The sequence below is a fragment of the Phytomonospora endophytica genome (assembly GCF_014202425.1).
In the GTDB taxonomy this organism is placed as follows: Bacteria; Actinomycetota; Actinomycetes; order Mycobacteriales; family Micromonosporaceae; genus Phytomonospora; species Phytomonospora endophytica.
Genome location: NZ_JACHGT010000008.1, coordinates 56,196 through 79,699, shown reverse-complemented (window position 1 = coordinate 79,699; position 23,504 = coordinate 56,196). Strand labels below are relative to the sequence as shown.

General features: G+C 71.3%; 23 protein-coding genes. 11 read left to right on the top strand and 12 right to left on the bottom strand.

What is annotated here, in order from left to right; genetic code table 11:
• Positions 1–200 precede the first annotated feature (200 nt).
• Both HNR73_RS19030 and HNR73_RS19025 read right to left on the bottom strand, forming a co-directional pair.
• The gene (locus tag HNR73_RS19030; RefSeq protein WP_184788875.1) at positions 201–575 is read right to left on the bottom strand and encodes a hypothetical protein; all 375 of its coding nucleotides are present in this window, start codon (positions 573–575) and stop codon (positions 201–203) included.
• Positions 576–653: 78 nt separating this feature from the next.
• Positions 654–1,469 (bottom strand): hypothetical protein, encoded by an 816-nt coding sequence (locus HNR73_RS19025; protein ID WP_184788874.1) that lies wholly within the window; start codon positions 1,467–1,469, stop codon positions 654–656.
• A gap of 77 nt (positions 1,470–1,546) precedes the next feature.
• On the opposite strand from HNR73_RS19025, the gene HNR73_RS19020 reads away from it, so the two are divergent.
• Both HNR73_RS19020 and HNR73_RS19015 read left to right on the top strand, forming a co-directional pair.
• Positions 1,547–2,239 carry a DUF4291 domain-containing protein gene (locus HNR73_RS19020; protein WP_184788873.1) on the top strand — a complete coding sequence of 231 codons (693 nt, stop codon included), beginning with the start codon at positions 1,547–1,549 and terminating at the stop codon, positions 2,237–2,239.
• Entirely contained in the window at positions 2,223–3,137 is a 915-nt protein-coding gene (locus tag HNR73_RS19015; protein WP_203686234.1) for a proteasome assembly chaperone family protein, read from the top strand. The genes HNR73_RS19020 and HNR73_RS19015 overlap by 17 nt, the downstream gene beginning before the upstream one ends.
• Positions 3,138–3,183: 46 nt before the next feature.
• Here the strand turns inward: HNR73_RS19015 and HNR73_RS19010 are convergent, their stop codons facing one another.
• The gene (locus tag HNR73_RS19010) at positions 3,184–3,750 is read right to left on the bottom strand and encodes a TetR/AcrR family transcriptional regulator (protein ID WP_184788872.1); all 567 of its coding nucleotides are present in this window, start codon (positions 3,748–3,750) and stop codon (positions 3,184–3,186) included.
• A gap of 127 nt (positions 3,751–3,877) precedes the next feature.
• Between HNR73_RS19010 and HNR73_RS19005 the strand changes: the two genes are divergently transcribed.
• Positions 3,878–4,684 (top strand): SDR family NAD(P)-dependent oxidoreductase, encoded by an 807-nt coding sequence (locus HNR73_RS19005; RefSeq protein ID WP_184788871.1) that lies wholly within the window; start codon positions 3,878–3,880, stop codon positions 4,682–4,684.
• A 9-nt stretch (positions 4,685–4,693) separates the two neighbouring features.
• Positions 4,694–5,662, top strand: a complete 969-nt coding sequence (locus HNR73_RS19000) for a hypothetical protein (RefSeq protein ID WP_184788870.1) — start codon at positions 4,694–4,696, stop codon at positions 5,660–5,662.
• Positions 5,663–5,763: 101 nt separating this feature from the next.
• Here the strand turns inward: HNR73_RS19000 and HNR73_RS18995 are convergent, their stop codons facing one another.
• Entirely contained in the window at positions 5,764–5,955 is a 192-nt protein-coding gene (locus HNR73_RS18995) for an Rv3202a family protein (protein WP_184788869.1), read from the bottom strand.
• Positions 5,956–6,071: 116 nt separating this feature from the next.
• Between HNR73_RS18995 and fbaA the strand changes: the two genes are divergently transcribed.
• The 3 genes from fbaA (at position 6,072) to HNR73_RS18980 (ending at position 9,482) form a co-directional block, all read left to right on the top strand.
• A complete protein-coding gene (gene fbaA, locus HNR73_RS18990; RefSeq protein WP_184788868.1) occupies positions 6,072–7,097 on the top strand; it encodes a class II fructose-bisphosphate aldolase in 1,026 nt (341 codons plus the stop codon).
• A gap of 110 nt (positions 7,098–7,207) precedes the next feature.
• A complete protein-coding gene (locus HNR73_RS18985) occupies positions 7,208–7,366 on the top strand; it encodes a hypothetical protein (RefSeq protein ID WP_184788867.1) in 159 nt (52 codons plus the stop codon).
• Between the two features lie 31 nt (positions 7,367–7,397).
• A complete protein-coding gene (locus HNR73_RS18980) occupies positions 7,398–9,482 on the top strand; it encodes a S9 family peptidase (protein WP_184788866.1) in 2,085 nt (694 codons plus the stop codon).
• A 4-nt stretch (positions 9,483–9,486) separates the two neighbouring features.
• Here HNR73_RS18980 and HNR73_RS18975 read toward each other — a convergent pair whose 3' ends face one another.
• Positions 9,487–11,322, bottom strand: a complete 1,836-nt coding sequence (locus HNR73_RS18975; RefSeq protein ID WP_184788865.1) for an NACHT domain-containing protein — start codon at positions 11,320–11,322, stop codon at positions 9,487–9,489.
• Positions 11,323–11,408: 86 nt separating this feature from the next.
• On the opposite strand from HNR73_RS18975, the gene HNR73_RS18970 reads away from it, so the two are divergent.
• Entirely contained in the window at positions 11,409–11,645 is a 237-nt protein-coding gene (locus tag HNR73_RS18970) for a YwqG family protein (RefSeq protein ID WP_184788864.1), read from the top strand.
• Here the strand turns inward: HNR73_RS18970 and HNR73_RS39910 are convergent.
• Positions 11,624–11,749 (bottom strand): hypothetical protein, encoded by a 126-nt coding sequence (locus HNR73_RS39910; RefSeq protein ID WP_260337277.1) that lies wholly within the window; start codon positions 11,747–11,749, stop codon positions 11,624–11,626. The two genes, HNR73_RS18970 and HNR73_RS39910, sit on opposite strands and share 22 nt — an antisense overlap.
• Here HNR73_RS39910 and HNR73_RS18965 point away from each other — a divergent pair.
• Positions 11,703–12,272: a DUF1963 domain-containing protein gene (locus HNR73_RS18965; protein WP_239122150.1), complete on the top strand. Its 570-nt coding sequence runs from the start codon at positions 11,703–11,705 to the stop codon at positions 12,270–12,272. The genes HNR73_RS39910 and HNR73_RS18965 overlap by 47 nt on opposite strands.
• Before the next feature lie 61 nt (positions 12,273–12,333).
• Here HNR73_RS18965 and HNR73_RS18960 read toward each other — a convergent pair whose 3' ends face one another.
• Positions 12,334–14,241, bottom strand: coding sequence for a hypothetical protein (locus HNR73_RS18960; protein ID WP_184788863.1), 1,908 nt, complete (start codon positions 14,239–14,241; stop codon positions 12,334–12,336).
• A gap of 197 nt (positions 14,242–14,438) precedes the next feature.
• Here HNR73_RS18960 and HNR73_RS18955 point away from each other — a divergent pair, with 197 nt between their 5' ends.
• Positions 14,439–15,068 (top strand): nucleoside/nucleotide kinase family protein, encoded by a 630-nt coding sequence (locus HNR73_RS18955; RefSeq protein WP_184788862.1) that lies wholly within the window; start codon positions 14,439–14,441, stop codon positions 15,066–15,068.
• On the opposite strand, the gene HNR73_RS18950 is transcribed toward HNR73_RS18955, so the two are convergent.
• From HNR73_RS18950 to HNR73_RS18930, 5 genes are all read right to left on the bottom strand, one after another.
• Complete coding sequence (locus HNR73_RS18950; RefSeq protein WP_221331016.1) at positions 15,065–17,287, bottom strand: ATP-binding protein; 2,223 nt, start codon at positions 17,285–17,287, stop codon at positions 15,065–15,067. The genes HNR73_RS18955 and HNR73_RS18950 overlap by 4 nt on opposite strands.
• 505 nt (positions 17,288–17,792) lie before the next feature.
• On the bottom strand, positions 17,793–19,433 hold the full coding sequence (locus tag HNR73_RS18945; protein WP_184788860.1) for a SulP family inorganic anion transporter: 1,641 nt from the start codon (positions 19,431–19,433) through the stop codon (positions 17,793–17,795).
• A gap of 303 nt (positions 19,434–19,736) precedes the next feature.
• Entirely contained in the window at positions 19,737–20,744 is a 1,008-nt protein-coding gene (locus HNR73_RS18940) for a GNAT family N-acetyltransferase (protein ID WP_184788859.1), read from the bottom strand.
• A 213-nt stretch (positions 20,745–20,957) separates the two neighbouring features.
• The gene (locus HNR73_RS18935) at positions 20,958–21,359 is read right to left on the bottom strand and encodes a hypothetical protein (RefSeq protein ID WP_184788858.1); all 402 of its coding nucleotides are present in this window, start codon (positions 21,357–21,359) and stop codon (positions 20,958–20,960) included.
• A 78-nt stretch (positions 21,360–21,437) separates the two neighbouring features.
• Positions 21,438–22,370 carry an AraC family transcriptional regulator gene (locus HNR73_RS18930; protein ID WP_184788857.1) on the bottom strand — a complete coding sequence of 311 codons (933 nt, stop codon included), beginning with the start codon at positions 22,368–22,370 and terminating at the stop codon, positions 21,438–21,440.
• 113 nt (positions 22,371–22,483) lie between these two features.
• Here HNR73_RS18930 and HNR73_RS18925 point away from each other — a divergent pair, with 113 nt between their 5' ends.
• Entirely contained in the window at positions 22,484–23,497 is a 1,014-nt protein-coding gene (locus HNR73_RS18925) for a saccharopine dehydrogenase NADP-binding domain-containing protein (RefSeq protein WP_184788856.1), read from the top strand.
• Positions 23,498–23,504: the final 7 nt, after the last annotated feature.

Genomic DNA, 23,504 nt, shown 5'->3' with positions numbered 1-23,504 from the left:
CGGCTCGGCCGCGCCACGCGCTCTCGTGACATCGCGGAATGAGACGCGGACCTGAGGATCACGGGCGACCGAACCGGGTTCGTCGAGCCCGGAGTTTCACGACGCCCGCCGGCCCGTTCGCACGGTGGCCGCCGCGACGCCGCTCCCACGCCACGGCGCGGCCCAGACGCGGGCAACGGTGAGCCGACCGTCCCACCCCTTCACGTGATCAACTCCAGCAGCAACGTCGACATCCCCGCCCCGATCACCGCCGCCGCCGTGCCCGCGCTGATCGCGCGCCAGGTCGTCGCGATCATGCGCAGGAGGACGGCGGTCAGCAGGCTCGACAGGAAGGCCAGGCCCAGCCAGGGGAGGGCCGAGATGAGCGCCAGCCGAGGGTCGTCACCCGCCTGGTCACAGGTCAGGCCGGGCCCGCACGCCGACGCGGCGGCACCCCCGCCGAAGAGCATCGACCAGAAGACGAAGAGCAGCCCCGGGACGACGTACCAGGCGAGTGTGACGCCGAGGACGGGCGCGTAGACGCGGTCGGCCGGCTCGCCGTCGTCGGCGTCCTCGGGCTGTTCCTCGGGGCTCACAACGCCCGAGTGTGCCGTGACTCGCGCGTGCGCGCATCCCCCGGACGGAATTTCCTCACGTTCCGGGTGGGCGTCGCCCTACGCGCAGCCGCGCCCCACGGTCCCGTTCACCCGCGCGACTCCATCCTCGGCGTCCCACGCCAGGACCGTCGCCGCGCCATCCGCCCCCACGCCCACGTGCCACGTCGGCGCGCCCTCCGGGCCCGCGTAGGTCACCCAGCCGCCTTCGGCCGCGCGCGTCACCGCGTCGGCCGTCACCGCGACACCGGCCGCGCCCGGCGCGGCGCTCGCCGTCGTCACCGTCTCGGCGCACCCACCTCCCGTCCGCGTCCAGCGGCCCCCGGCCAGTCCGAGCGTCGCCGCGACCGACGCCGCGGCCTCGGACGGCACCCCGACCGTCGCCAGCTGCGCCGTCGGCTCATCGAGCGGACGACAGCCGGTGTTCAGCCGCCATGTCACCGCCATGTCATCGGCGAGGGACAGTTCCGCTGTGACGAACGGCCCGGCGTAGCCGAGGTAGGCACCCTCACCGTTGCCCACGAGGTCGTAGGGCTCGCGCAGGGTCTCGAACAGCCGGTTCAGCACCGACTTCGCGTTCTCCGGCCGCGCGTACAGCGCCACCACCTGCGCGTACACGACCCCACCCCGCACCGGCGTCAGCGAGCAGTCGGCCTCCTTCGCGAACGCGCCGACGGTGAACACCGCGTCGTCGTAGCCCGACGCCGCCGTCACCGCCGCCGCGACGGCCGCCTCGATGTCCGGCCGCGACTCGCCCACGGTGACCTGCTCGCGCACGGTCGGGCTCCCGTCGGGCCACAGGAAGGCCAGCCCGGCCAGCAGCACCGCCCAGACGGTGACGAGCGCGAACAGCCGTCGGCGGGGAGAAAGCTTCACCGCGCCATCCTCCCCTAACCCCGCCGCCCGCCGAAAAACCCTCGCGCCGAAGCGCGAAACCCCGGCACCGTACGTCCATGACCGCGTCCCGCGAGATCCGCGCCGACTTCGACGATGCCACGATCGTGATCTACCAGGCCTACGGCGACCGCATCGCCGACGCCGCCCTCGCCGCGGGCACCTTCGTCGCGCCCTTCTCCTTCGGCCGCATGACCTGGCTCAAGCCCTCGCTGACCTGGCTCATGCACCGCAGCGACCGCGCCCGCAGGCCCGGCCAGGAACGCGTCCTCGCCGTCCGCATCACCCGCGCCGGGTGGGAAACCGCGCTCGGCGCCGCCGCCCTCACCACCGGCGACCCGCGAGAACTGGCCCGCGCCGACGTCCACGTGCAGTGGGACCCCGAGCGGACCCTGCGCGGGGCGCCCGCGAACCACTACAGCATCCAGGTCGGTGTCGGCCGGGGCCTGATCCGCGCCTTCGCCGAGGATTGGGTCCGCGACATCACCGACCTGACCCCGCGCGTGCGCAAGGCCGCCGGCCTCATCCTGCGCGGCGACACCGCCGCGGCCCGCCGGCTCCTCCCTGCCGAACGCGTCTACCCGCTCGCGCCCGCGCTCGCGAAACCCCTCGGCATGGACGCCGACGAGAGTGGCATACGTCACCTCAGGCGTGGGTTTCCCGCCCGGAAGGAAGGAAACCGTCCGTCCTTATGTTGCAGAGATTCAGTCACTAACGCCGATGGAAGGTTGACCGGTGCGCGATCCACGTGACCTGTACGAACTCGACCCCGACATCCCCGAGCTGTCCGGGGCCGTCATGCTGCACCAGTTCGACGGCTTCATGGACGCCGGCTCGGCCGGGCGCGCCCTCACCGAGCACCTCCTTGAGGAGTTCGAGCCCCGGGTGATCGCCCGCTTCGACGCCGACCGTCTCGTCGACTACCGCTCCCAGCGGCCGCCGATGACCTTCGCCTCCGACCACTGGGAGGGCATCGAGTCCCCCGAGCTGGCGGTCCACCTCCTCCACGACGTCACCGGCGTGCCGTTCCTGCTGCTCACCGGCCCCGAACCGGATCGCGAGTGGGAACTGTTCGCCCGCGCCGTCCAGGACCTGATCGAGCAGTGGGGCGTCCGCCTCACCGTCGGCTTCCACGGCATCCCGATGGGCGTCCCGCACACGCGGCCGCTGGGCGTGACGGCCCACGCGACCCGCGAGGCCCTCCTCGGCCCCGACCACTCGCCCTGGCTCAACACGCTCCAGGTCCCCGGGAACATCTCGGCGCTGCTGGAGCTGCGGCTCGGTGAGAACGGGCACGACGCGATGGGTTACGCCGTCCACGTCCCGCACTACCTCGCGCAGGCGACGTACCCCTCGTCGTCGGTGCGGCTCCTCGACGCGGTCACCGACGCGACCGGCCTGGCCCTGCCCGGCGGTCCGCTGCTCGACGCCGCCGAGAGCGCCGAGGCCGAGATCACCCGGCAGGTGGAGAACTCCAACGAGGTCGCCGACGTCGTCGCCGCCCTGGAACGGCAGTACGACGTGTTCACCGAGGCGGGAAACCGGCGCAGCCTGCTGGCCGAGACCTCCGAGCACATGCCGACCGCCGACGAGCTCGGTTCGGAGTTCGAGCGTTTCCTCGCCGAGCAGAGCGGGCGCGACCAGAACTAGACACGCGATCCTCGAAAGAGCGGGTGGCCTCGGCCGCCCGCTCTTTTCACGTCCTCGGCCCGAATCCGTGCAGGAGCGTGTCGAGGACGCGGGTGGCGAGGACGTCGGGGTCGCCCGCCTCGTCCTGCCCGTGGACGCTCTCGCTGATCAGGGCGATGTAGACGCGCGCCAGCCAGGCCAGGTCGGCGTCGGGCGCGAAGATCCCGGCGTCGCGGGCGCCGGCGAAGGCGTTGTCGCGCAGCGCGGCGACCTCGGCCCGGACCGCCTCGGTCTCGGGGTCGGTCGCGTCGGCGTTGTCGAGGGCGAAGGTCCAGGAGTCCTTGACGGCGAGGACGTTCGCGGTGGCCTGGTGCAGCGCCACCATGGGCGGCGCGGTCATCGGGCGGGCCGCCTCGATGGCCTCCTTGATCCGCTGCCAGGCCCACAGCCCCATCGCCCGCAGCAGTGCCTCGCGGTTGGCGAAGCGCCGGTGGACGGTCGTGCGCGCGACTCCGGCGGCCTCGGCGATCTGCTCCATCGACGCGGTGGGGTTCTCGCTGAGCACGCGCTGGGCCGCGTCGAGGATCGCGCGGACGCTGCGTTCGGCGTCGGCACGGAGCGGTTTGGCCGCCATGATGTCTCCCTTCGACCATCAAAGGCTACACGGCTGCCATCGTTGACGAATTAACCGCTACATCAGTGTTGCAGTTAAGCATTTTCTTGCTACATTGATGATGCAGTCCCCGATCGAAGGAGCAGACATGACCACCGCACTGATCACCGGAGCCTCCTCGGGCATCGGCGCCGCCTTCGCCGACCGGCTCGCCGCCGACGGCCACGACCTCGTCCTCGTCGCCCGTTCGGTCGGGGTGATGGAGGCGCACGCCGAACGCCTCCGTCGTGAGCACGGCATCGCCGTCGACGTCATCGGCCAGGACCTCGCCGAGCCCGACGCCCCGGAACGAATCGTCGCCGCGCTGGGCGGGAAACCCGTCGACCTGCTGATCAACAACGCCGGTTTCGGCACCTGCGGGCGCTTCGAGGACGTCGACGCCGAACGCGACCGGCGGCAGATCATGGTCAACATCGCCGCGCTCGTCGGCCTCACCCACGCGCTCGTGCCCGGCATGCTGGCCCGGGGCCGCGGCGGCGTGATCAACGTGGCCTCGGTCGCGGCCTTCCAGACCTCGCCGCACTTCAGCGTCTACTCCTCGGCCAAGACCTTCGTGCTCAACTTCAGCCTCGCGCTGTGGGCCGAGTACCAGGGGCGCGGTGTGAACGTCCTCGCGTTGTGCCCGGGACCGGTCAAGACGGCGTTCTTCGACGTCATCGGCACCGAGGAGGCGGCCATCGGCGGCAAGTACGAGACGCCCGAACGGGTCGTCGACTCCGCCTTGAAGGCCCTGGCCCGCAACCGCGGCTACGTCGTCCCCGGTCGCGGTACCTTCGCCCTCGCGCACCTGATGCCGCGGCGACCGCGCAAGCTCGTCGCGCTCATCGCCAAGCGCGTGACGCGCGGGGTCGCCGGAACGGCCCAACGGAGCGAGACCGTCCCCGCCAGGTCCTAGAGTCATGCCATGTCCGCGCTGCCCCCACGCGTCACCGCCGAGCTCGTCGCCTCGGTGCCCTTCCCCGAAGGGACGCGGCTCCACGCCGGCCCCGCCGTCAGCGTCCTCTCGACCCTGACCCTCCTCGCCGCCGACCTCACGCCGGCGGCGGTCTACCGACTGCCGGAGCTGGTGACGAGGCCGCTCACCGTCACCCCGGGCGCGAACCTGATCGTCGTGCCCGGGCGGGAAACCCTGACCGCGATCGACGCCGAGGGGATGCGCTGGATGTTCAAGCACACCGACTGGGTCATCGGCGACGGGTCCGGCTCGGCCGTCGTCACCGCCGACGGCCGCCACGTGTGGGCGACCGTCCCCGGCCCGTGCGCGACCCCCTACGGCGGCGACCTGTGGATGGTCTTCGACGCCGTGACGGGCCGGATCCTCGCCCGGACGACCCTGGCCGACGTGACCGCCGCCGGCTCCGAGCACCACCTCCACCCCGACGGCGTGCACGTCGCGTTGTCCATCGGCGAAGGCCAGGACGCCGCACCTCTCTACTGGGGCCGGCTCGACGGCGACACCATCGTCCACAGCCTCGCCGGCGTCGACGACGTGCTCGTCCACATCTCACCGGCGACGGGCGAGTACTTCACCGTCGCGCACTACCTGGAGGACGCCGTCGTCCACAGGTTCCCCGGCGGCGAGAGCCGCCTGACCTTCCCGGGCGAATGGCTGGTCGTTCGCGCGGGCCTCGACGGCGCCGAGTGGGCGCTCGACTACAGCGGCGGCTTCATCGACGCCGACACGCTGCTGGTATGCCTCCAGGACTACGAGGAGGGCGGTTACGCGCACCTGCTCGTCGACGCCGTCAGCGGCGACGTCCTCGGGCGCGCGGGCTACGCCGAGGAACCGGACGGCGCCGGTTATCCACAGGGTGACGGCACGTGGCTCACGGTTGTGGACAACCGGCTCTGCCGGTGGAAAACCTGTGGATAACCCTGTGCACAAAGCTGTGGAAGTTGTGGATAACCTGTGGACGAAGACACGTCGACCCAGGTGACCGCCGGTCCTCGCCGCCCACCGTTTCCCGCCGTTCGTCAGTCCCGGTACTCGTCCTCACCTGGCACGCGCTGCGACTGCTCCACCGCGTCGCCCTCGTCGGCCTCCGCCGGAAGCGCGCTCATCTCCTCGGCGGCGGCGTCGGCGTCCTCGTCGGGATCAACGGAGAGGGACTGCTCGGTGGCGTCCGCCTCCGGTGCCTCTGGGTCTTGCCAGTCGTGGCCCGTCATAGGATCACGGTAAAGCCGCTCGTTGGGGCGTGTGACCGGTACGGCCGAGTACGCACACCGCCGGCAGGGACAGCGCCGTCCGGCTGAATCCGTAACCGAACCATTTGGGAGCTTAAATGCCCATCGCCACACCCGAGGTCTACGCCGAGATGCTCGACCGCGCCAAGGCCGGCGCGTTCGCCTACCCCGCCATCAACGTCTCCTCCTCGCAGACGCTCAACGCGGCCCTCCAGGGCTTCGCCGAGGCCGAGAGCGACGGCATCATCCAGGTGTCGACCGGTGGCGCGGAGTACTTCTCCGGCCCCACGGTCAAGGACATGATCACCGGTTCGGTCGCCTTCGCCGCCTACGCCCACGAGGTGGCCAAGAAGTACCCGGTCAACATCGCGCTGCACACCGACCACTGTCCGAAGAACAAGCTCGACGGCTTCGTGCGCCCCCTGCTCGACGTCTCCGCCGAGCGCGTCGCCAACGGCCAGGCGCCGCTGTTCCAGTCGCACATGTGGGACGGCTCGGCCGTGCCGCTCGACGAGAACCTCCAGATCGCCGAGGACCTCCTCGCCCGCGCCGCCGCCGCGCACATCATCCTCGAAATCGAGGTCGGCGTGGTCGGCGGGGAAGAGGACGGCGTCGTCGGCGCCATCGACGACAAGCTGTACAGCACCGTCGAGGACGGCCTGGCCACCGCCGCCGCGCTCGGCGTCGGCGAGAAGGGCCGGTACATGACCGCCCTGACCTTCGGCAACGTGCACGGCGTCTACAAGCCCGGCAACGTCAAGCTGCGCCCGTCGATCCTCAAGGAGATCCAGGACGCCGTCGGCGCCAAGACGGGCCGCGAGAAGCCCTTCGACCTGGTCTTCCACGGCGGCTCCGGCTCGCTCCTTGAGGAGATCCGCGAGGCCCTCGACTACGGCGTCGTGAAGATGAACGTCGACACCGACACGCAGTACGCGTTCACGCGCCCCGTCGTGTCGCACATGTTCACCAACTACGAGGGCGTGCTCAAGGTCGACGGCGAGGTCGGCAACAAGAAGGCCTACGACCCCCGCGCCTGGGGCAAGGCCGCCGAGAACGGCATGGCCAAGCGCGTCGTGCAGGCCTGCGAGGACCTCCGCTCGGTCGGGACGACCCTTCGCAAGTAATCCTCGATCGGGGCCCGGCACGGTAATTTGCGTGCCGGGCCCCGTCGCGTCCCGATCCTTGGCTCCGGCCGTTTTGTGGCACTATGAACCCACCTGACAGGAGGTCTCCCGTGCCACCCATCCCCGCCTCCGAAGCACCCGCGCTCGCCTGGGAATCACCGGGCGCCGGCTGGGCCTTCTTCTTCGCCTTCGTCATCCTCGTTCTGGTCATCGGAACGGCCTTCTGGTGGTGGGGTCGCCGCAGGCGGCGGCCGCAGGACCCCATGTGACCACCGGGGGCAGGCGGTAGGCTCCCCCTTTATGAGCGATGTCCAGGCCCCGTTCGCCCCGAAGCAGCCCTCGCCGCGCACGCACCACGGCGACACCGTCGACGACCCGTACGCGTGGCTGCGCGACGGCGAGAATCCCGAGGTCCTGGCCTTCCTCAAGGACAACAACACCTACACCGAGACCCACACCGAGCACCTCGACGGGCTGCGCGAGCAGATCTTCGGCGAGATCAAGTCGCGTACCAAGGAGACGGACCTGACCGTCCCCAGCCGCAAGGGCGACTGGTGGTACTACACGCGTACCGAGGAGGGCAAGCAGTACGGCATCCACTGCCGCACCGCCGCCACCGGTGACACCCCGCCCGACCTCGGCGACGGCGGTCCGCTGCCCGGCGAGACGATCCTCCTCGACGAGAACGCACTCGCCGAGGGACACGAGTTCTTCGCTCTCGGGGCCTTCACCATCACCCCCGACGGGAATCTGCTCGCCTACAGCGTCGACACCACCGGCGACGAGCGCTTCACCTTGCGGTTCAAGGACCTGCGCACCGGCGAGGCCCTCGCCGACGAGATCACCGGGATCTTCTACGGCGGCGCCTGGTCGCACGGCGGGGAGGCGCTGTTCTACACGCGCGTCGACGAGTCGTGGCGCCCGTACCAGGTCTACCGGCACGACCTCGGCGCGAAGGGCGAGGACGCCCTCGTGCACGAGGAGACCGACGAGCGCTTCTGGGTGGGCGTCGACCTGTCGCGCAGCGAGCGGTACCTGTTCCTGGAGTCGCACAGCAAGATCACCAGCGAGATCCGTTACCTGGCCTCGGATCGGCCGACCGAGGAGTTCGCGCTGTTCGGGTCCGGCCGTCGCCACGGCGTCGAGGTGACCGTCGACCACCAGGGCGACCGCTTCCTGGTGCTGCACAACGACGGCGCCGAGAACTTCACCCTCGGCTGGGCTCCGCTGGACGACACCTCGGCGTTCAACCCGATCCTGGAGCACCGGGCCGACACCCGGATCCTCGACGTGGACGCGTTCTCGACGCACCTGGTGGTCTCGTACCGCCGGGACGGGCTGACCGGTGTGTCCATTCTGGACTTCGCCGAGGGCACCGGTTACGGCGAGCCGGTCGAGCTCAGCTTCCCGGAGCCGATCTACACCGTGCATCCGTCGGCGAACCCCGACTACGTGAGCGGGCAGGTGCGCCTGTCGTACACGTCGATGATCACGCCGGACTCGGTGTTCGACTACGACCTTGCGACGCGGGAACTGTTGCTGCGCAAGCGGAAAGAGGTCCTCGGCGGCTACCGGCCCGAGGACTACGAGCAGCGCCGCGAGTGGGCCGTCGCCGAGGACGGGACGCGCGTGCCGATCTCGGTGATGTACCGCAAGGGCATCACCGCCGACGGCACCGCGCCCTGCCTGATCTACGGATACGGCTCCTACGAGACGTCGATCGACCCGTACTTCGCCGTTCCGCGCCTGTCTCTTGTGGACAGGGGCATGGTCTTCGCGATCGCGCACGTCCGCGGCGGCGGCGAGATGGGCCGCGCCTGGTACGACAACGGGAAGATGCTGCACAAGCGCAACACCTTCACCGACTTCGTCGCCTGTGCCGAGCACCTCGTCAAGGCCGGCTGGTCGGCCCCCGACAAGCTCGTCGCCCGCGGCGGAAGCGCCGGTGGACTGCTCATGGGCGCCATCGCGAACCTCGCGCCCCAGCGCTTCGCCGGCGTCGTCGCCGACGTGCCCTTCGTGGACGCGCTGAACACGATCCTCGACCCCTCACTGCCGTTGACGGTGATCGAGTGGGAGGAGTGGGGCAACCCGCTTGAGGACCCCGAGGTCTACGAGTACATGAAGTCGTACACGCCCTACGAGAACGTCGCGGCGACCGAGTACCCGGCGATCCTCGCGGTCACGTCGCTGCACGACACGCGGGTGCTGTTCCACGAGCCCGCCAAGTGGATCGCGCGGCTGCGGGAGGTCGCGACCGGCGGTCCGTTCCTGCTGAAGACCGAGATGGAAGCCGGGCACGGCGGCCGGTCGGGCCGGTACGACGCGTGGAAGGAGCAGGCGTTCGCGCTGGCCTGGATCCTGGACACGGCGGAGGCCGTGTAACGCGTTAGTCGCTTGTGGAGGGACCGGGGGCTTCGGCCGCCGGTCCCTGCTGTTTGGCGAGGTGTTGGGCGGCCAGGTGTTCGGCGAGGCGGGCGTGGCGGAACTGGTAGGCGGGGCCGACCTTGCGCATGACGCCCCGGCGGTGGGCGTCTTCGAGGAAGGGTATGAGACGCACGGGTATGACGCCGTCCCGCGAGAGCTGCCACGTCGCGAGATGGAAGTTGGCGGACTCCGAAACCCACGGCAGCATGATCAACGCGGCCACGAACGCCACCGGAAGCGAGACCAGGTGCCATGCGGACGGAAAGGCACCGGTGAGCATCCCGCCCAGCAAGGTGAGCCCAAGCCAGGCTCCGGAGACCGCGTACAGATTCGAGCGCGCCTCCGGTAGGAAACGATCGGGCCAGTCCTCCCAGATCCGAGCCCGCCAGGGCGATCGGTTCGGAATCCACAGACCGATGGTGATCGAGAGAACGAGCACACCGAGGGTCAGCCCGGAGTTCACGTCGGGGAGGGCGTTCGCACCGACCAGGTAGCCCAGCAGCGCGGATGTGAGGAGACCCGCGGCGATGCCCCCGATCGCCGATTCTCCGCGCAGACTTCTGTGCTGTGCCGGGCGCCTGCGAACCTTGCCGCGCAGACCCCACCAGTGAAATCCGCCGACATCGCCAAAGGCCGCAGGTCGCGCCAGGAAACTCAGCCATCGCTCGACATCAGCGGCCGGGTAGTCCGGCGGAGCCTTCTCTCCCGGTCGCTGGGGACCTGGGTCCCGGTAAATGGCGGGGATGTAGCCGGTGAGCAGCTCTCGCTCGATCGCGTCCATATCGGACAGTGCGAGCAGCTCGCGCGGATCCGTCTCCGCCTGCCGGTACTCCTCCCGGGCGAGGAACACCATCAGCGGCGTCCGCAACGCCGTGGCGAGCGGTCCATCCGGCTCGTCGCGCAACCGGTCGAGGACCGGCCGCCACCGGGTCTCACCGCCGATCTGGCCCGCAGGCAGATACGCGACCGCCTCCGCGGCCTCGACCCGCCTGATCTCCACGACCGCGGCCCGGGCGAGTGGCGCTCCCTCCGACCGGACGAGCGACTCGTACTCCACCGAGCGACAGGTCACCACCAGCGGCCGTTCCATTCCCACGGCGTCGGTCAGCGCGCCGATCGCGCGTTCTCGCACCGATTCACGCAGCTCGTCGAGCCCGTCGAGAACCGGCACGATCCGTCCACCGTCGACGAGCTCACCGGTCACAGCCGGACGAAGACCGTAGTGGGCCACGAGCTTGTCGGCCAGCCAGGAGTGGAGGTGGTCTCCACCGGCCTCCCAGTCGCCGACGTTCAGCAGCACCGGCACCGGATCCCCCTGCGCCCGGGTCGCCAGGAGCCGCCGCACCAGGATCACCGCCGCCGAGGTCTTGCCCGCCCCCGGCTCGCCGAGGATCACCAGTTGCCGCGCGGGATGCGCGCTCCACACGTCGGCGATCGCGGTGACGTCGCCGGATTCTTCGACCCGCGCCTCGGCGACGAGCCGATCCGTCGGTCCCCATCGCACCCGCAGCGGCTCCGGCCGGTCGAGACCCCGCGACACGGCCTCACGCTCCCACTCACGGGCGACGGCGAGCGCGAGCGTTTCGAGCGGGTCGCCGCCGGTCCGACTGAGGGCCGGGAGCAGCGCGAGCACCGCGACGGTGAAGCCGAGCGCGGCGAGCACGCCACTGATCAGCCCGGACGTGGTGGCGAAGTCGCGGGCCGGGGAGGCGAGGTACGCCGCGAGGAAGCCGCCGGCCGCCGCCAGTCCGAGCAGAACCCCTGCGCCGCCGAGTATCCGGCGCCCCCTCGTCCCCATCCGAACATCTTCGTGCGCGACGTCGAGCGGGGCAACTCAAGTTCCCCTCAAGGTCGCCGCCCGCCTCGCCGCATACCTTGTCCCACATGCCCACCACCCCCTTTCGCGCGCCCGTCCACGAGCCGCGTCTCGTGGCCGCGGCCCGCGAACTCCTGCCGCCCCAGGCGATCCCGCGCTGGCGCGAGCTCCTGCTCCCGGCGGTCCTGCTCGACCACGCCGACGACCACGAGCCGGTCGTCGGCCGCTACGGCGGCGACTCCGCCGTCCTTCCGCCGGACATGCCGTGGCCGGTGTGGGACGACTACGGCGAGCTGTCGCCGTAGCTGACGCTCGACTGCGCGGCCCTGCCGGACGCCGGGCTGGGCCTGCCGGAGTCGGGGCTGCTCCAGTTCTTCGTCGCCGACGGGCAGCTGTGGGGCGGGCGCACGCCGTGGACGATGGGCGCGTCGGCGGGCGCGCCCGAGGCCGGGCAGGTCGTCTACATCCCTGACGGGGCAGGCCTTCGACGGCGGGCGCCGACCGCGCTGACCTGCGTCGAGGCCGAGCCGCTGACGGGGTGGGTGGACCTCACGCAGCCCGAGTACGCGGCGGCGGCGTGGCGCGCACGGTACGGCGAGTCCGACCCGGAGGTGCTGGAAGCCCTGGACGGCGGGGGTTTCGAGCCGCCGTACGGCGAAGGCGAGGTCCCGACGAAGATCGGCGGCCACACCTACGCGATGCAGGACCCGCCCGAGGACGAACTCGTCCGCTACGCCGTCTTCGAAGGCAAGGCCGACGAGGAGACGGTCCAGCGCGAGCTGCCGCACTGGCGGCCGCTCCTCCAGTACGTGCCGCACGACAGGACCGCGCTCGCCGGCGGCGACTACTGGAACCTGTACTGGTTCGTCCGCGACGACGACCTGGCGGCCCGGCGCTTCGAGCGCGCGTTGATGGTGGAGCAGTGCACGTGACCGGTTCCGCGTGAGATGCGCGGTGGGTCGTCCCAAAGCTCCGACACGCGGGGAATCCCGCTCACCGCGGCACCCACGTCGACGACAGGTGCTGCGCCAGCCGGGCATGCCGCAGTTCGTAGCGCGGGCCGACCTTGCGCACCACGCCGCGACGGTGGGCGTCGGCGAGGAACCGCATGAGCCGCAACGGGAACCGCCGCCGCCGCGCCAACAGCAACCGGGCCGCGCAGAAGCGCGCCCACGCGCTCGCGGTGATCCCCATGAGGGCGGTGCCGATCGGCATGCTGGCCACGATCGGGAGCGGCTCCGTGTCCAGCGCGCCCCGCCATCCGATGGCGACCAGCAGCCCGCCCAGCAACAGCAGGTAGGCCAGGGCCGTGAGCATCGCGACCGTTCGGTCGTCACGCAGCGAGCGTTCGGGTCCCGAGACGCCGGGTTCGACGGTCAGCATCGACGCGAGGAGCACGCCGAGCACGGCGACACCGGGATAGATGAGCGCGACCGCCAGCCCCAGCTCGGACTCGCCGAAGGCGAACAAGGCGACGGCCAGTACCGCGTCGGCCACGGTGATCCACACGACCGTCGACCAGACCCGGCGGCTGCCGCGCAGGGACTTCGGGCGCGCGGCGTGGATCCGGCCCGTGGCGGCGGCACCGAACACGAGCGTCGGCATGACGGCGAACCAGATCGACTCGTCCCCGGACACCGCGAACGCGACGACACCGACGACGACACCCACCGCCGCCCCCAGCAGGCGGCGTGTCCAGCGCATCGCCGGGGCGGTCTCCCACCAGGCGAACGGCCCCGGCGAGCGGCGCGCGAAATGCCCGAGCCACTGCCGGGCGTCATCCTCGGCGACGTCGAGGCGCCTGTCCCCCGGAGCCGCCGGCCCACGATCGCCGTAGACGGCCGGAATGTAGCCGTCAAGGAGCGTCTCCTCGATCACGTCTACATCGGACAGAGCGAGCAGTTCGGCCGGGTCGCCGCGCCGATGGCCCTCCCTGGCCAGGAACACCATCAGCGGTGTCCGCAGGGCCGTCGCGAGCGGTCCGTCCGGCTCGGCACGAAGCCGGTCCAGCACCGGCTTCCAGCGCTCGGCGCCGCCTACCTGCCCCGACGGCAGGTAGGCGACCGCATCCTCGGCCGACACGGCCTCGATCTCCACGACGGCGGCCGCCGCGAACGGCGATCCCGTCACGGCGATGAGCTCCTCGTACTCGGCCGACCGGCAGGTCAGCACGAACGGCCGCGACGCGCCGAAAGCCGCCTCCAGCGCCGGGATAGCCGCGGGCCGCCGGTCACCGCCGATCTCGTCCAGGCCGTCCAGGACCGGTACGAGCCTGCCGCGCTCGACCAGGTCCGACGCCAGACCCCGCCGACGCAGCCAGGGATAGGCGTCGGCGAGCCGCCGGGCCAGCCACACCTCGGCGTGGTCGGCACCGGGATCCCAGTCGGCGAGGGGAATCAGAACCGGGACCGGATCACCCGCCGACCGCTCCGCGAGAATGCGCCGCACGAGCCCCACCGCCGCCGTGCTCTTGCCCGCGCCCGGATCACCGATGACGACGAGCTGCCGGGCGGGATGCGCCCGCCACAGGTCCGCCATCCCCGCGACGTCACCGGAATCGTCGCCGCAGGCGGTCACGACCGGCCGCCGCGTCGACCCCCAGCGCACCCGCAACACGTCCGAACGGTCAAGGCCGCGGGCCATGACCTCGCGTTCCCACTCCCGCGCCACCGCGGCGGCCAGTTCCTCCAGCGGATCGCCGGAAGGCCCGGCCAGCCCGGGAAGCAGGGCGAACACGGCGACGGCGAACCCGAGCGCCCCGATCACCCCGCTGACCACGCCCGACGTGGCCCCGAAGTCGCGCGCAGGCGCGAACGCGTAGGCGACGATGAGGAACCCCGACGCCGCCAACCCGACCAGCCCCGCCGCAACCCCGACGACCCACCGCCCCCGCGAACCCATCCGGACATCTTGGCGGAGGAAGGCAAGAGCGGCAAGGTCGCCGATCGACCTTCGTCATCTCGCCGCCCTGCACGGCCTCGCCGACGCCGCCCTCCTCTGGCCCGCTCACCGCCTCACCCGCGCCCTGGCCGACCAGGCCGCCCACCACGCCGGCCACCTCGCCCCCACCCCGGCCCAAGATCCGGCACACTGACCCCGTGCCACCACCAGTCCCCACCACCTGGCCCGCCATCGCGGCCACTCTCGCCCGCCACATCGCCGACCTCACGCCCGCCGATGACGCCCGCCACACCCGCGTCGCCGTCGACGGAGCCGCGGTGGCGCGGCCCCGCGACCTCGCCGACGCGCTCGCCGCCGAGCTGCGCCCGTTGGGCCGTGAAACCCTCATCGTCCCGTCGGGCGGGTTCCTCAAGCCCGCGTCGCTGCGTTTCGAGTACGGCAAGCGCGACGCCGACGCGTTCCTCGACCACTGGCTCGACTCCGGCGCGCTCTTCCGGGAGGTGTTCGATCCCCTCGAAGCCAAGGGTTCCGGTCGCGTCCTGCCCGACCTGTGGGACACCACGAAGGACCGCGCGACCCGCAGTCCCTACGTCGAGCTCGCTCCCGGCACGGTCGTTGTCGTCGTCGGGGAGTTCCTGCTCAACCGGTGGTTCCCCTTCGACCTGTCCGTCCACATTCACCTGTCGGCGGGCGCGCTGCGCCGGCGTGGCACCGAGGACTGGCAGTTGCCCGCCTTCGCCCGCTATGACGGGGAAGTCGAGCCCGCCGACGTCGTCGTCCGCGCCGACCACGCCGATCGGCCGGCGTGGAGTGGCGTCCCCGGCTAGAGGTCGTCGACGAGGTCCCAGAACTCGTCGCTCGACAGTTCGCCACCGCGGGTGTAGGCCGTCTCGAACGCGGCCGGGGTCATCGACGCGCGCAGGGCGGCCTCATTGCGTTCACCTATCCCGACGAGGGCGCTGAACCCGAACAGCCTCGACTCGGCTTCCGGCCACGCCCAATGGCTGCGGCCGAGCAGGACGACGGCGGCGTCGGTGGCGCCGATGGCCGCCGAGACCCAGGCGAGGGCCTCCAGGTTGGCCGCGACGGCTCGCTGGTCGCCGAAGTCCTCCTGGATCCGCAGTCCCTCCTTGAGCATGGGAAGTGCCGACGCGGGGTCGGATCCCTTGGACCGCAGGGTTCCCAGTCCCCACAGCAGGTAGGTACGGTGCCAGCGTTCGCCGTGTTCGGCGGCGATGTGGCGCCCTTGCTCCAGCCAGGGGACGGCCCTGTCCTCGTTGCCGCGCAGCACTTCGGCGATCCCTAGCTGGCTCAGGGCGTGCTGGGCGCCTTGGTCCTCGCCGATCTCCTCGAAGCGGCGCAGGGCCGACTCGGAGACCTCGATCGACTCCTCAAGGGGCCCGGAGACGAGCGCGATCAGCCCTCGAACCAGGGTGGCCCAGGCGATCGTGGCCTTCCCGCCGCCTTCGACGGCGAGGTCGCACAGTTCCCCAACGCGTTTGGTGTCGCCGAGGAGGACGTAGACATAGGCGCAGGCCCAGTAGGCGTCGTGGCGTTCGGCGGGGTCGTCGCAGGCCGCGATCCCCTTCTCCAGCCAGTCGCGTCCTTCGTCGACGGTCCCCGACGCGAGCCAGAACCACCAGAGGGTGCGCGCGATCCGCAGCGCGCGAAGGGAGGCGTCGCCGCCGGCGTCCATGCCGTACTCCATGGCGACGCGGAAGTTCGGCATCTCGGCGCGCACCCGGCGCAGCACGTCGAGCTGCTTGGGTCCGTACCATTCGGCGTCGGCGCGCATCAGGTAGGCCAGACACCGGTCGAGATGTCGTTCGTGCGCCTCCGCCAGTCCGCCGCGCGCGGTCAGCCGCCGGATCCCGTACTCCCGCACGGTCTCCAGCATCCGCAGCCGCTGCCCGGCGTTGACCAGGACGGACTGGTCGACGAGTTCCGACACCGCGCCGAAGGCCTCGGCGCCCGCTCCGGCCGTGACCGCTTCTAGAGGCGCGCCGCCCAGGTAGACCGACAGGTCGCACCACAGTCGGCGCGCCGCCGGGGAGCAGAGTTCGTGGCTCCAGTCCAGCGTCGCGAGCATCGAGGCCTGGCGTGGATGCCGCACCCCGGAGTCGTCACCGAGCTGCGCCGACGGTGCCGAGAGGTATTCGAGGAGTTGCGCCAGCGAGAAGGTGCGCAACCGGCGGGCCGCGAACTCGATCGCCAGGGGCAGCCCGTCGAGGCGTTCACAGATGCGTTGGGCGCACTGCAGGTCGGTCTCGCCCGGCTCGTACCCGGGAAGGACCGCCCGGGCGCGTTCCAGCAGCAGGTCGGTGGCCTGCTCGGGCGACAGCGGCCCCACAGTGGACAGATGTTCCTCGGGGAGTCCGAGCGCACGGCGGCTCGTCGCCAGGATCGACACACCCGTGGTGTGCGTGAGGATCTCGCGGGTGAGGCGGGCGACGCCTGCGGCGAGGTGCTCGCAGTTGTCGAGGACCAGCAGTAAATGCCGACCGGTCAACGCGGCGAGGAGCTGTTCCTCGGGGTCGCGGATCGGGTCGGGTGGCTGGTCGAGGGCCGAGAGGATCTTGCGGGCGATGAGGGCGCGGTCGTTGAGGTCGGCGAGTTCGACCCAGCGGGCGCCGTTCTTGTAGTCGATCTGGGCCTGGGCGGCGACGCGTTGCGCGAGGCGGGTCTTCCCGACGCCGCCGGGTCCGGTGACGGTGACCATCCGGGCGCTTTCGAGCAGTCGGAGGGTGCCGTCGAGTTCGTCGTCGCGGCCGAGGAAGGAGGCCGGGTCGTCGGGGATGCGGCCGACGGGCGCGGGTGTCGGGGTGCGGTTGGCGGCGGCCTGCCAGCGGGCGAGCCAGGGCGACTCGTCGCCGACGCCGCAGGCGCGGACGAAGGCGGACACGACCGGCCAGCTGGGCAGGCGGCGTCCGGCGGCGGCGTCGGACAATGTGGACGGTGCGCAGTTGGCTCTGCGGGCGAGGGTCCGGTAAGGGAGGGCGCCGCTGCGGTCGCGCAGGCGCCTGAGTGCTCCGGCGAATTCCGCCACCGGCCCGCCGTTGCGGTCGATCGGTCGTTGCGGCCTTCCCACGATGTCCCCCAGCAGAACGGGTTGTTCGGGCGATTGTTCGGCGATTGTTCGTTACTCGTCCGGTGTGGTGGTTCTGAGCTGCGTTCAATCGCTTGAAGTTACAAACTAACCACTCCGAACCCAAAAGGCACGAACGGAAACGGGACAGCGAGAGCACAGGTAGCACGAACGGGTGAAGTCGCCCGTCGCGGTGAGCGTCGCGACGGTCGGACGGTTCGTTCCGGCAGGGCGATTACCCGGGGATGACGGGTGGACGCGACGCGGTGGTGGCATGTGTCGCGGCCTCTTGACCCGGTCGCTCAACGGGCCGTCGTCGCCCGTCCGCAGTGAGGACGCCGTGCTACCGGATGTGTGACGTTGGTGGGTACGAATGTCCCGGACCGTCGCTGACCGCCAGCGCCTTTGCGGGGGACGGGCGGATCGGCGACCGGTTCCACGGTCGCCGATCCGAAACGTCGCTTCCTCAGGCCGCCGCGGCGAGCTGTTCTCGCGCGGCCGCCAATGCCGCCGGTGTGTGCGGGTGCACGCGGCCGGTCGCGGCCAGTCTCGGCAGGACGCCGACGGCGGTGAGCGCCCGCTGGTGGTCTTCGCGGACCCCGGCGAGGTGGACGTGTTTTCCGGCCGATTCCAGTGTTTCGATGACGTCGCGGAGCAGCAGTGCCCCCGAGGAGTCGATCGTGGACACCTTGGCGCACCTGAAGACCACGGCGCTGAAGCCGTGCGGGTCGGTGAAGGTGTGCAGGAGCCGGTGCGTGACGGCGAAGAAGAGCGGGCCGTCGAGGCGGAAGGTGGCGATGTCGCCGGCGTGCCCGACGCGTTCGGCGCGGGTCGCGGCCGCGATCTTGTGGATCGCGGAGATCCCGGCGACGCCGACGCCGATGGCGATCGCGGCGAGCAGGTCGTGCGCGAGGGTCAGGATCGCGGTGACGAGCATGATGACGCCGTCGGCACGCGAGACCTTCCCGAAGGTGCGCAGGACGCCCAGTTCGAGCATCCGGATCGCCGTGGCCACCAGGACTCCGGCGAGCGCGGCGAGCGGGATGTGCGCGACGAGCGGCGCGGCGGCGAGTGCGATGACGGCGAGTCCGGCGGCGTGGGTGAAGGCCGCGAGGCGGGATCCGGCCCCGGCGCGGACGTTCACGGCCGTGCGGGAGATCGCCGCCGACGCGGGCATGCCGCCGAACAGTGGCGCGAAGAGGTTGGACAGGCCCTGGCCGAAGAGTTCCCGGTTCGGGTCGTGCCGTTCGCCCTTGCCGCGCATGCGATCGGCGACGGTCGCCGACAGCAGGCTCTCCAGTGCGCAGATTCCGGCGATGGTGACCGCCGACCACGCCAGTGACGGGATCGCCGACAGTTCCAGGAAGGCGAAGGAGGGCGCGGCCAGGGTCGCCGGCAGCGCGCCGATCTCGGGGGCGGTGATCGGGGTCAGTTCGACCACGATCGTGGCGCCGATGATGGTGAGCAGTGAGAACGGGATCTTCGGCCGCCAGTGCGCACCGAGGAGGGTCACTCCCGCGACGGCGGCGGCGATGCACACGCCGGTCCATTGTGGATTCGCGGTGAAGCCGCGGATGGACTGCCAGGCCCCGGCCAGGACCTTCTGTTCGGGTGAGGCCGGGATCCCCAGCATGACGGGGATCTGCTGGACGAAGATGATCGCGGCGATGCCGGCCGTGAAGCCCTCCACGACGGGCGCCGGGATCAGCCGGACGTAGCGGGCGATGCCGGTCGCGGCCAGCACGATGAGGATGACCCCGGCCATGACGCAGGCGGTCAGGACACCGCCGATGCCGTAGGCGGCCACCATGGGTGCCAGGACGACGGTCATCGCGCCGGTCGGGCCGGACACCTGAAGGTTGGATCCCCCGAAGATCGCCGCGATGGCGCCGGCGACGATCGCCGTGGTGAGCCCGGCGGCCGCGCCGAGCCCGGAGGCGACGCCGTAACCGAGGGCCAGCGGCAGCGCGATGATCGCGACGGTGACGCCGGCGAGCAGGTCGCGCCGGGGATGGCGTTTGACGCTGAGCAGGTCTTCCCGGCGGGGCAGCAGGTCGCGGAATCCGCGTGCCGTGGCGTCCGCCGCCGATCTGACCACTGTGGACATGGAACTCATCGGTACGTCCCCTCTGGAGATTGCGGGAGGAGGCACCGTCGAACCGCCTGCGCCGAAGGCGCGGGCGGGCTGTGGCACGGGCACCACAATGGGTTGGGCTGAACGGCGGCCATGTTGTCCCCCGGGTCGCTTCGTTCGGTCCTTATTCGGTTGTTCTGCGGTTATGGGTGTGGGGTGGGGTGGGTCCACCGGCGCGCGGGGACGAGATGCCTTGGACCGTAGCGGTTCGTGACCGCCGATGTCATGATCTTGCCTGGTGTGTCGCGATCATGACAGTCATTGTCGATAATTTTCTCAGCGCAGGCTGTCCAGCAGGTCCGACACGGTCGCCTCGTACTCGTACCAGTGCACGTCCTGCTCGAAACCGAGCTGGGCGTTGACGTGTTCGAGGGGCGAGTTCTCCAGCGCGGTCCAGGTCTGGACGTCGCGCAGCTGGGGTTCGGCCGAGCGCAGTTCGGTGAGCATGCGGGCCTTCATGGCCAGCGCGAGACCGTAGCTGCGGTGGGCGGGCGCGACGACGGTGTCGTACTGGTCGCCGCGGGTCGGGCGCTGCGCGGCGACGACGAGTTCGGTGAGACCGGCGACCTGCTCGGTCTTCTCGTGTACGGCGACGACCAGGTGCGTGCGCAGTCCGCGGCCGCGCAGGGTGGCGAGGCTGTCGCGGAGGCGGACGGCGTCGGACGAGCCGCGCCATTCCGAGGCCTGGGGACCGGCGGTCCGCAGGTTCGCCTTCGTCGCGGCGTAACGCTCGTGCAGGCCGTCGGGAAGGCCGCCGCGGTGGTATTCCAGCCGGTAGGGGGCGCTGACCTGGCGTGCCTGCAGGGAAGTGCGCGACCAGTCCACATTGGACATGGGCAGCAGGGAGCGCCATTCGACGACGGCCCGGCTGAAGCCGAGGCGCTCGTAGAAGCCGACCGCGGGAGTCGTCGCGATGACCTCGGTGCTGATCGTCTGGCGACCGTCGGCGGCGGCGTGCTTGGCCAGTTCGGTGAGCAGCGCCCGGCCGACGCCGAGCCCGCGTGCCGAAGGCCGGACGAAGATCTCGAAAACGCCCGTGTGGGCGAAATCGCCGCCGAAGAGCAGGAGGTTCGCGTGACCGGCGATCGCGCCGTCGTCGTCGTAGGCGGACCAGGCGACGCGCGCCTCGTCGGGCATGGTCACCGACAGGTAGTCGCCGAGCCGGTCGTCGCACCAGCGCGGTTCGCCCGGCATGTCGGCCTCGGTCATCTCGTTGAGGACGGCGAGCCAGTCGGTGAACGCGTCGCCGTCGGCGGTGGCCGGGTCGAAATCACGTACCTGCATTGACCCTGCTTACCCGATTCGAGCGCGTAAAGCGACCCTCATCTCACTCCGATTTAGGCGGACTTAGGGTTCGGTCACTCTGAGGTGGGGAGGGAGGGGCGCGATGGTGGGTTCGTGACCGCACGGACTAGTACGTGCGCTGGGGGTCGCACCGTGTCGCGGAGGCCCGGCGAACGGACCTCCGCGACCTTTCGCGCCGTCGCGCCGCCACCCTCAGGCGGCGTTGAGCGCGCCGGTGAGCTTGCGGGTCATCGCCGCCAGCGCCGGACCGCCCTTGCCCGCGTTCACGGCCGCCTCAAGGGCGGTGGTGATGGTGGCGCGGAAGTTCGCGGCCTCGGCGGCGTCACGGGCCTCCAGCAGGCGCACCGACTCGGCCAGCGCGGGCAGGACCTGGTCGGCGAGCGCGGCGCTGGAGCGGGCCTTGAGCTTGAAGTCCCGCTTCTTCGAGGCCAGGGCGTGCCCGACGGGACCGGTCGCGGCGTTCAGCGCCAGGGTGCCGTGCGTGGCGACCTTGTGCGGCGAGCCGGCCATGTCGGCGTAGGACATCAGTGTGACGGCACCGTAGGCGGCGACGCGGAGGGTGGACTGCTCGGCGGGGGTGAAGGTGATGCTCATGGTCGTGTGCTCCTCGGGTGATCGCCTTGCCGGGTTGTTGAGGCAACTATGTGGCGGTCGGCTGTCACGACCCTGACCTCACGCTGATACGGGCGCTGACACCGTGTCCGCGCCCGCGAGCACCACGTCCCGGCCGTCGCGCCGGTACCGTCCCGGCGCGCACCCGTACTCACGCTTGAAGGCCTTGCCGAAGGCGAACTCCGAGCCGTACCCGGCCTGCCGCGCGACCGTCGCGAGGGGCGCGTCGCCCTCCCGCAGGAGGCGGGCGGCGGTGATCATGCGCCAGCGGGTCAGGTAGGCCAGGGGCGGTTCGCCGACGGCCGCGGTGAAGCGTTTGGCGAAGGCCGCCCGGCTCAGTCCCGCCAGCTCGCCGAGGGCCTCGACGGTCCACTGGCGGCGGGGGTCGGCGTGGATGCCGCGCAGGGCGGCGGCGATGGCGGGGTCGGCGAAGGCGGCGGCCCATCCGCCGGTGCCCTCGCTCAGGCGGGCGCGGAGCATGTACAGCAGGAGCAGGTCCAGCAGCGGCGGCACGGCCGCGTCGGCGCCGAGGGCGGGCGCGGCGAGTTCGGCGGCGAGGAGGTCGACGGCGCCGCGCAGCGCGGGGTGCGTCCCGAGGCGCGCGGGGATGTGGACGACCTCGGGCAGTTCGGCCAGGAGCGGGTGGGTGCGGTCGGCGGCGAGTTCGTAGGAGCCGCACAGCAGCGTCGTCGACACGCCGGGACCGGGGATGTGGCGGGGTTCGCCGGGGCGCGCGGTCTCGGTCAGCGGGGAGTCGGGCCGGTCGGCGAGGGCGTGCTCGCATCCGCGGGGCATGAACACGACGTCTCCGACGGCCAGCGCCACCGGCTCCGCGCCGTCCCTGAGCAGCACGCAGGCGCCCTGGAGGACGACGTGGAAGCCCGCGGCCTCCACCTTGGGGTAGCGGCGGCCCCAGGGAGCGTGGCGCTCGAACATGCCCGACACGGGACGGCCGGTGCGGGTCGTGGCGATCACGTCGGAGAGAACATCCATGCCGTGAGTCTATGCCTGAAGACGATGAGACATGGAACCGAGCTTCTCGGCCATGGGAAGTCTTCGCATGGACTCATATGGTTGGGGCACAGCCACTGATGAAGGAGTCCACCATGAAGATCGCCGTCTACGGGGCCAGCGGACACGTCGGCCGTTTCGCCGTCGAGGAGCTGCGCCGCCGCGACATCCCCACCGTCCTCGTCGGCCGCGACGCCGGCCGGCTCAGGGCCGCCGCCGAACGCGCCGGTGTGCCCGACCCCGAGATCCGCGTCGCCGGGTCACACGACCATGACGCGCTGGTCGCCGCGTTCACCGGCGTCGACGCCGTGGTCAGCTCGCTGCCCGACTACACCGGCAACGGCGAAGGCGTGGTCCGGGCGGCGATCGCGGCGGGCGCGCACTACGTCGACGTCGCCGGTGAGCAGCTGTTCGTCCGCAAGATCTACGACGAGTACGGCGATGCCGCCGCGGCGGCGGGCGTCACGCTCGTCCCGGCCGTCACCGAGGCCGGCGTGTTCGCCGACCTGCTCGCACATGTCGCGGCCGAACGGCTCGGCGGCGCCGACGAGATCGTGCTCAGCCACGTCGCCTCCGGCGCGGGTTCGCGCGGGAGCATGCTCACCGTCTTCAACAACCTCGACACCTTCCTGTCCGGCGGACTCTCCTACGCCGACGGCGAGTTCCACAGTGGACCGACGGCCCGCCGCGCCGAGTTCGAACTGCCCGACGGTGAGACCGTCACCGTGTCGAAGTTCCCGCAACCCGGCGTCGTGTCGATCCCGCGCCACACGAAGACCGGCGCCGTCGAAGGCGTGCTCGCCACGGCGATCCTCGACGTCGTCAAGGACGTCAGCGAAGCCGACCTGGCCGCCGCGCCCGAGACCCCCGACGTGCCCGCGGCCTACCGGATGGTCGTCGACACCTACCGCGACGGCCGCCGCCTGCGCGGCATCGGAAGCGGCCCGGACACCTACCTCAACAGCGGCCAGATGTCGGTCGACGTGGCCGTGCGGCTGGCATCCGGCGAAGGCAGGACCGGGGCGCGCGCGACGGCCGAACTCTTCGAACCCGCCGCGTTCCTCGACGGCCTGGCGAAGTACGGCATGACCTGGACCCTGACCGGCTGATCCCCCA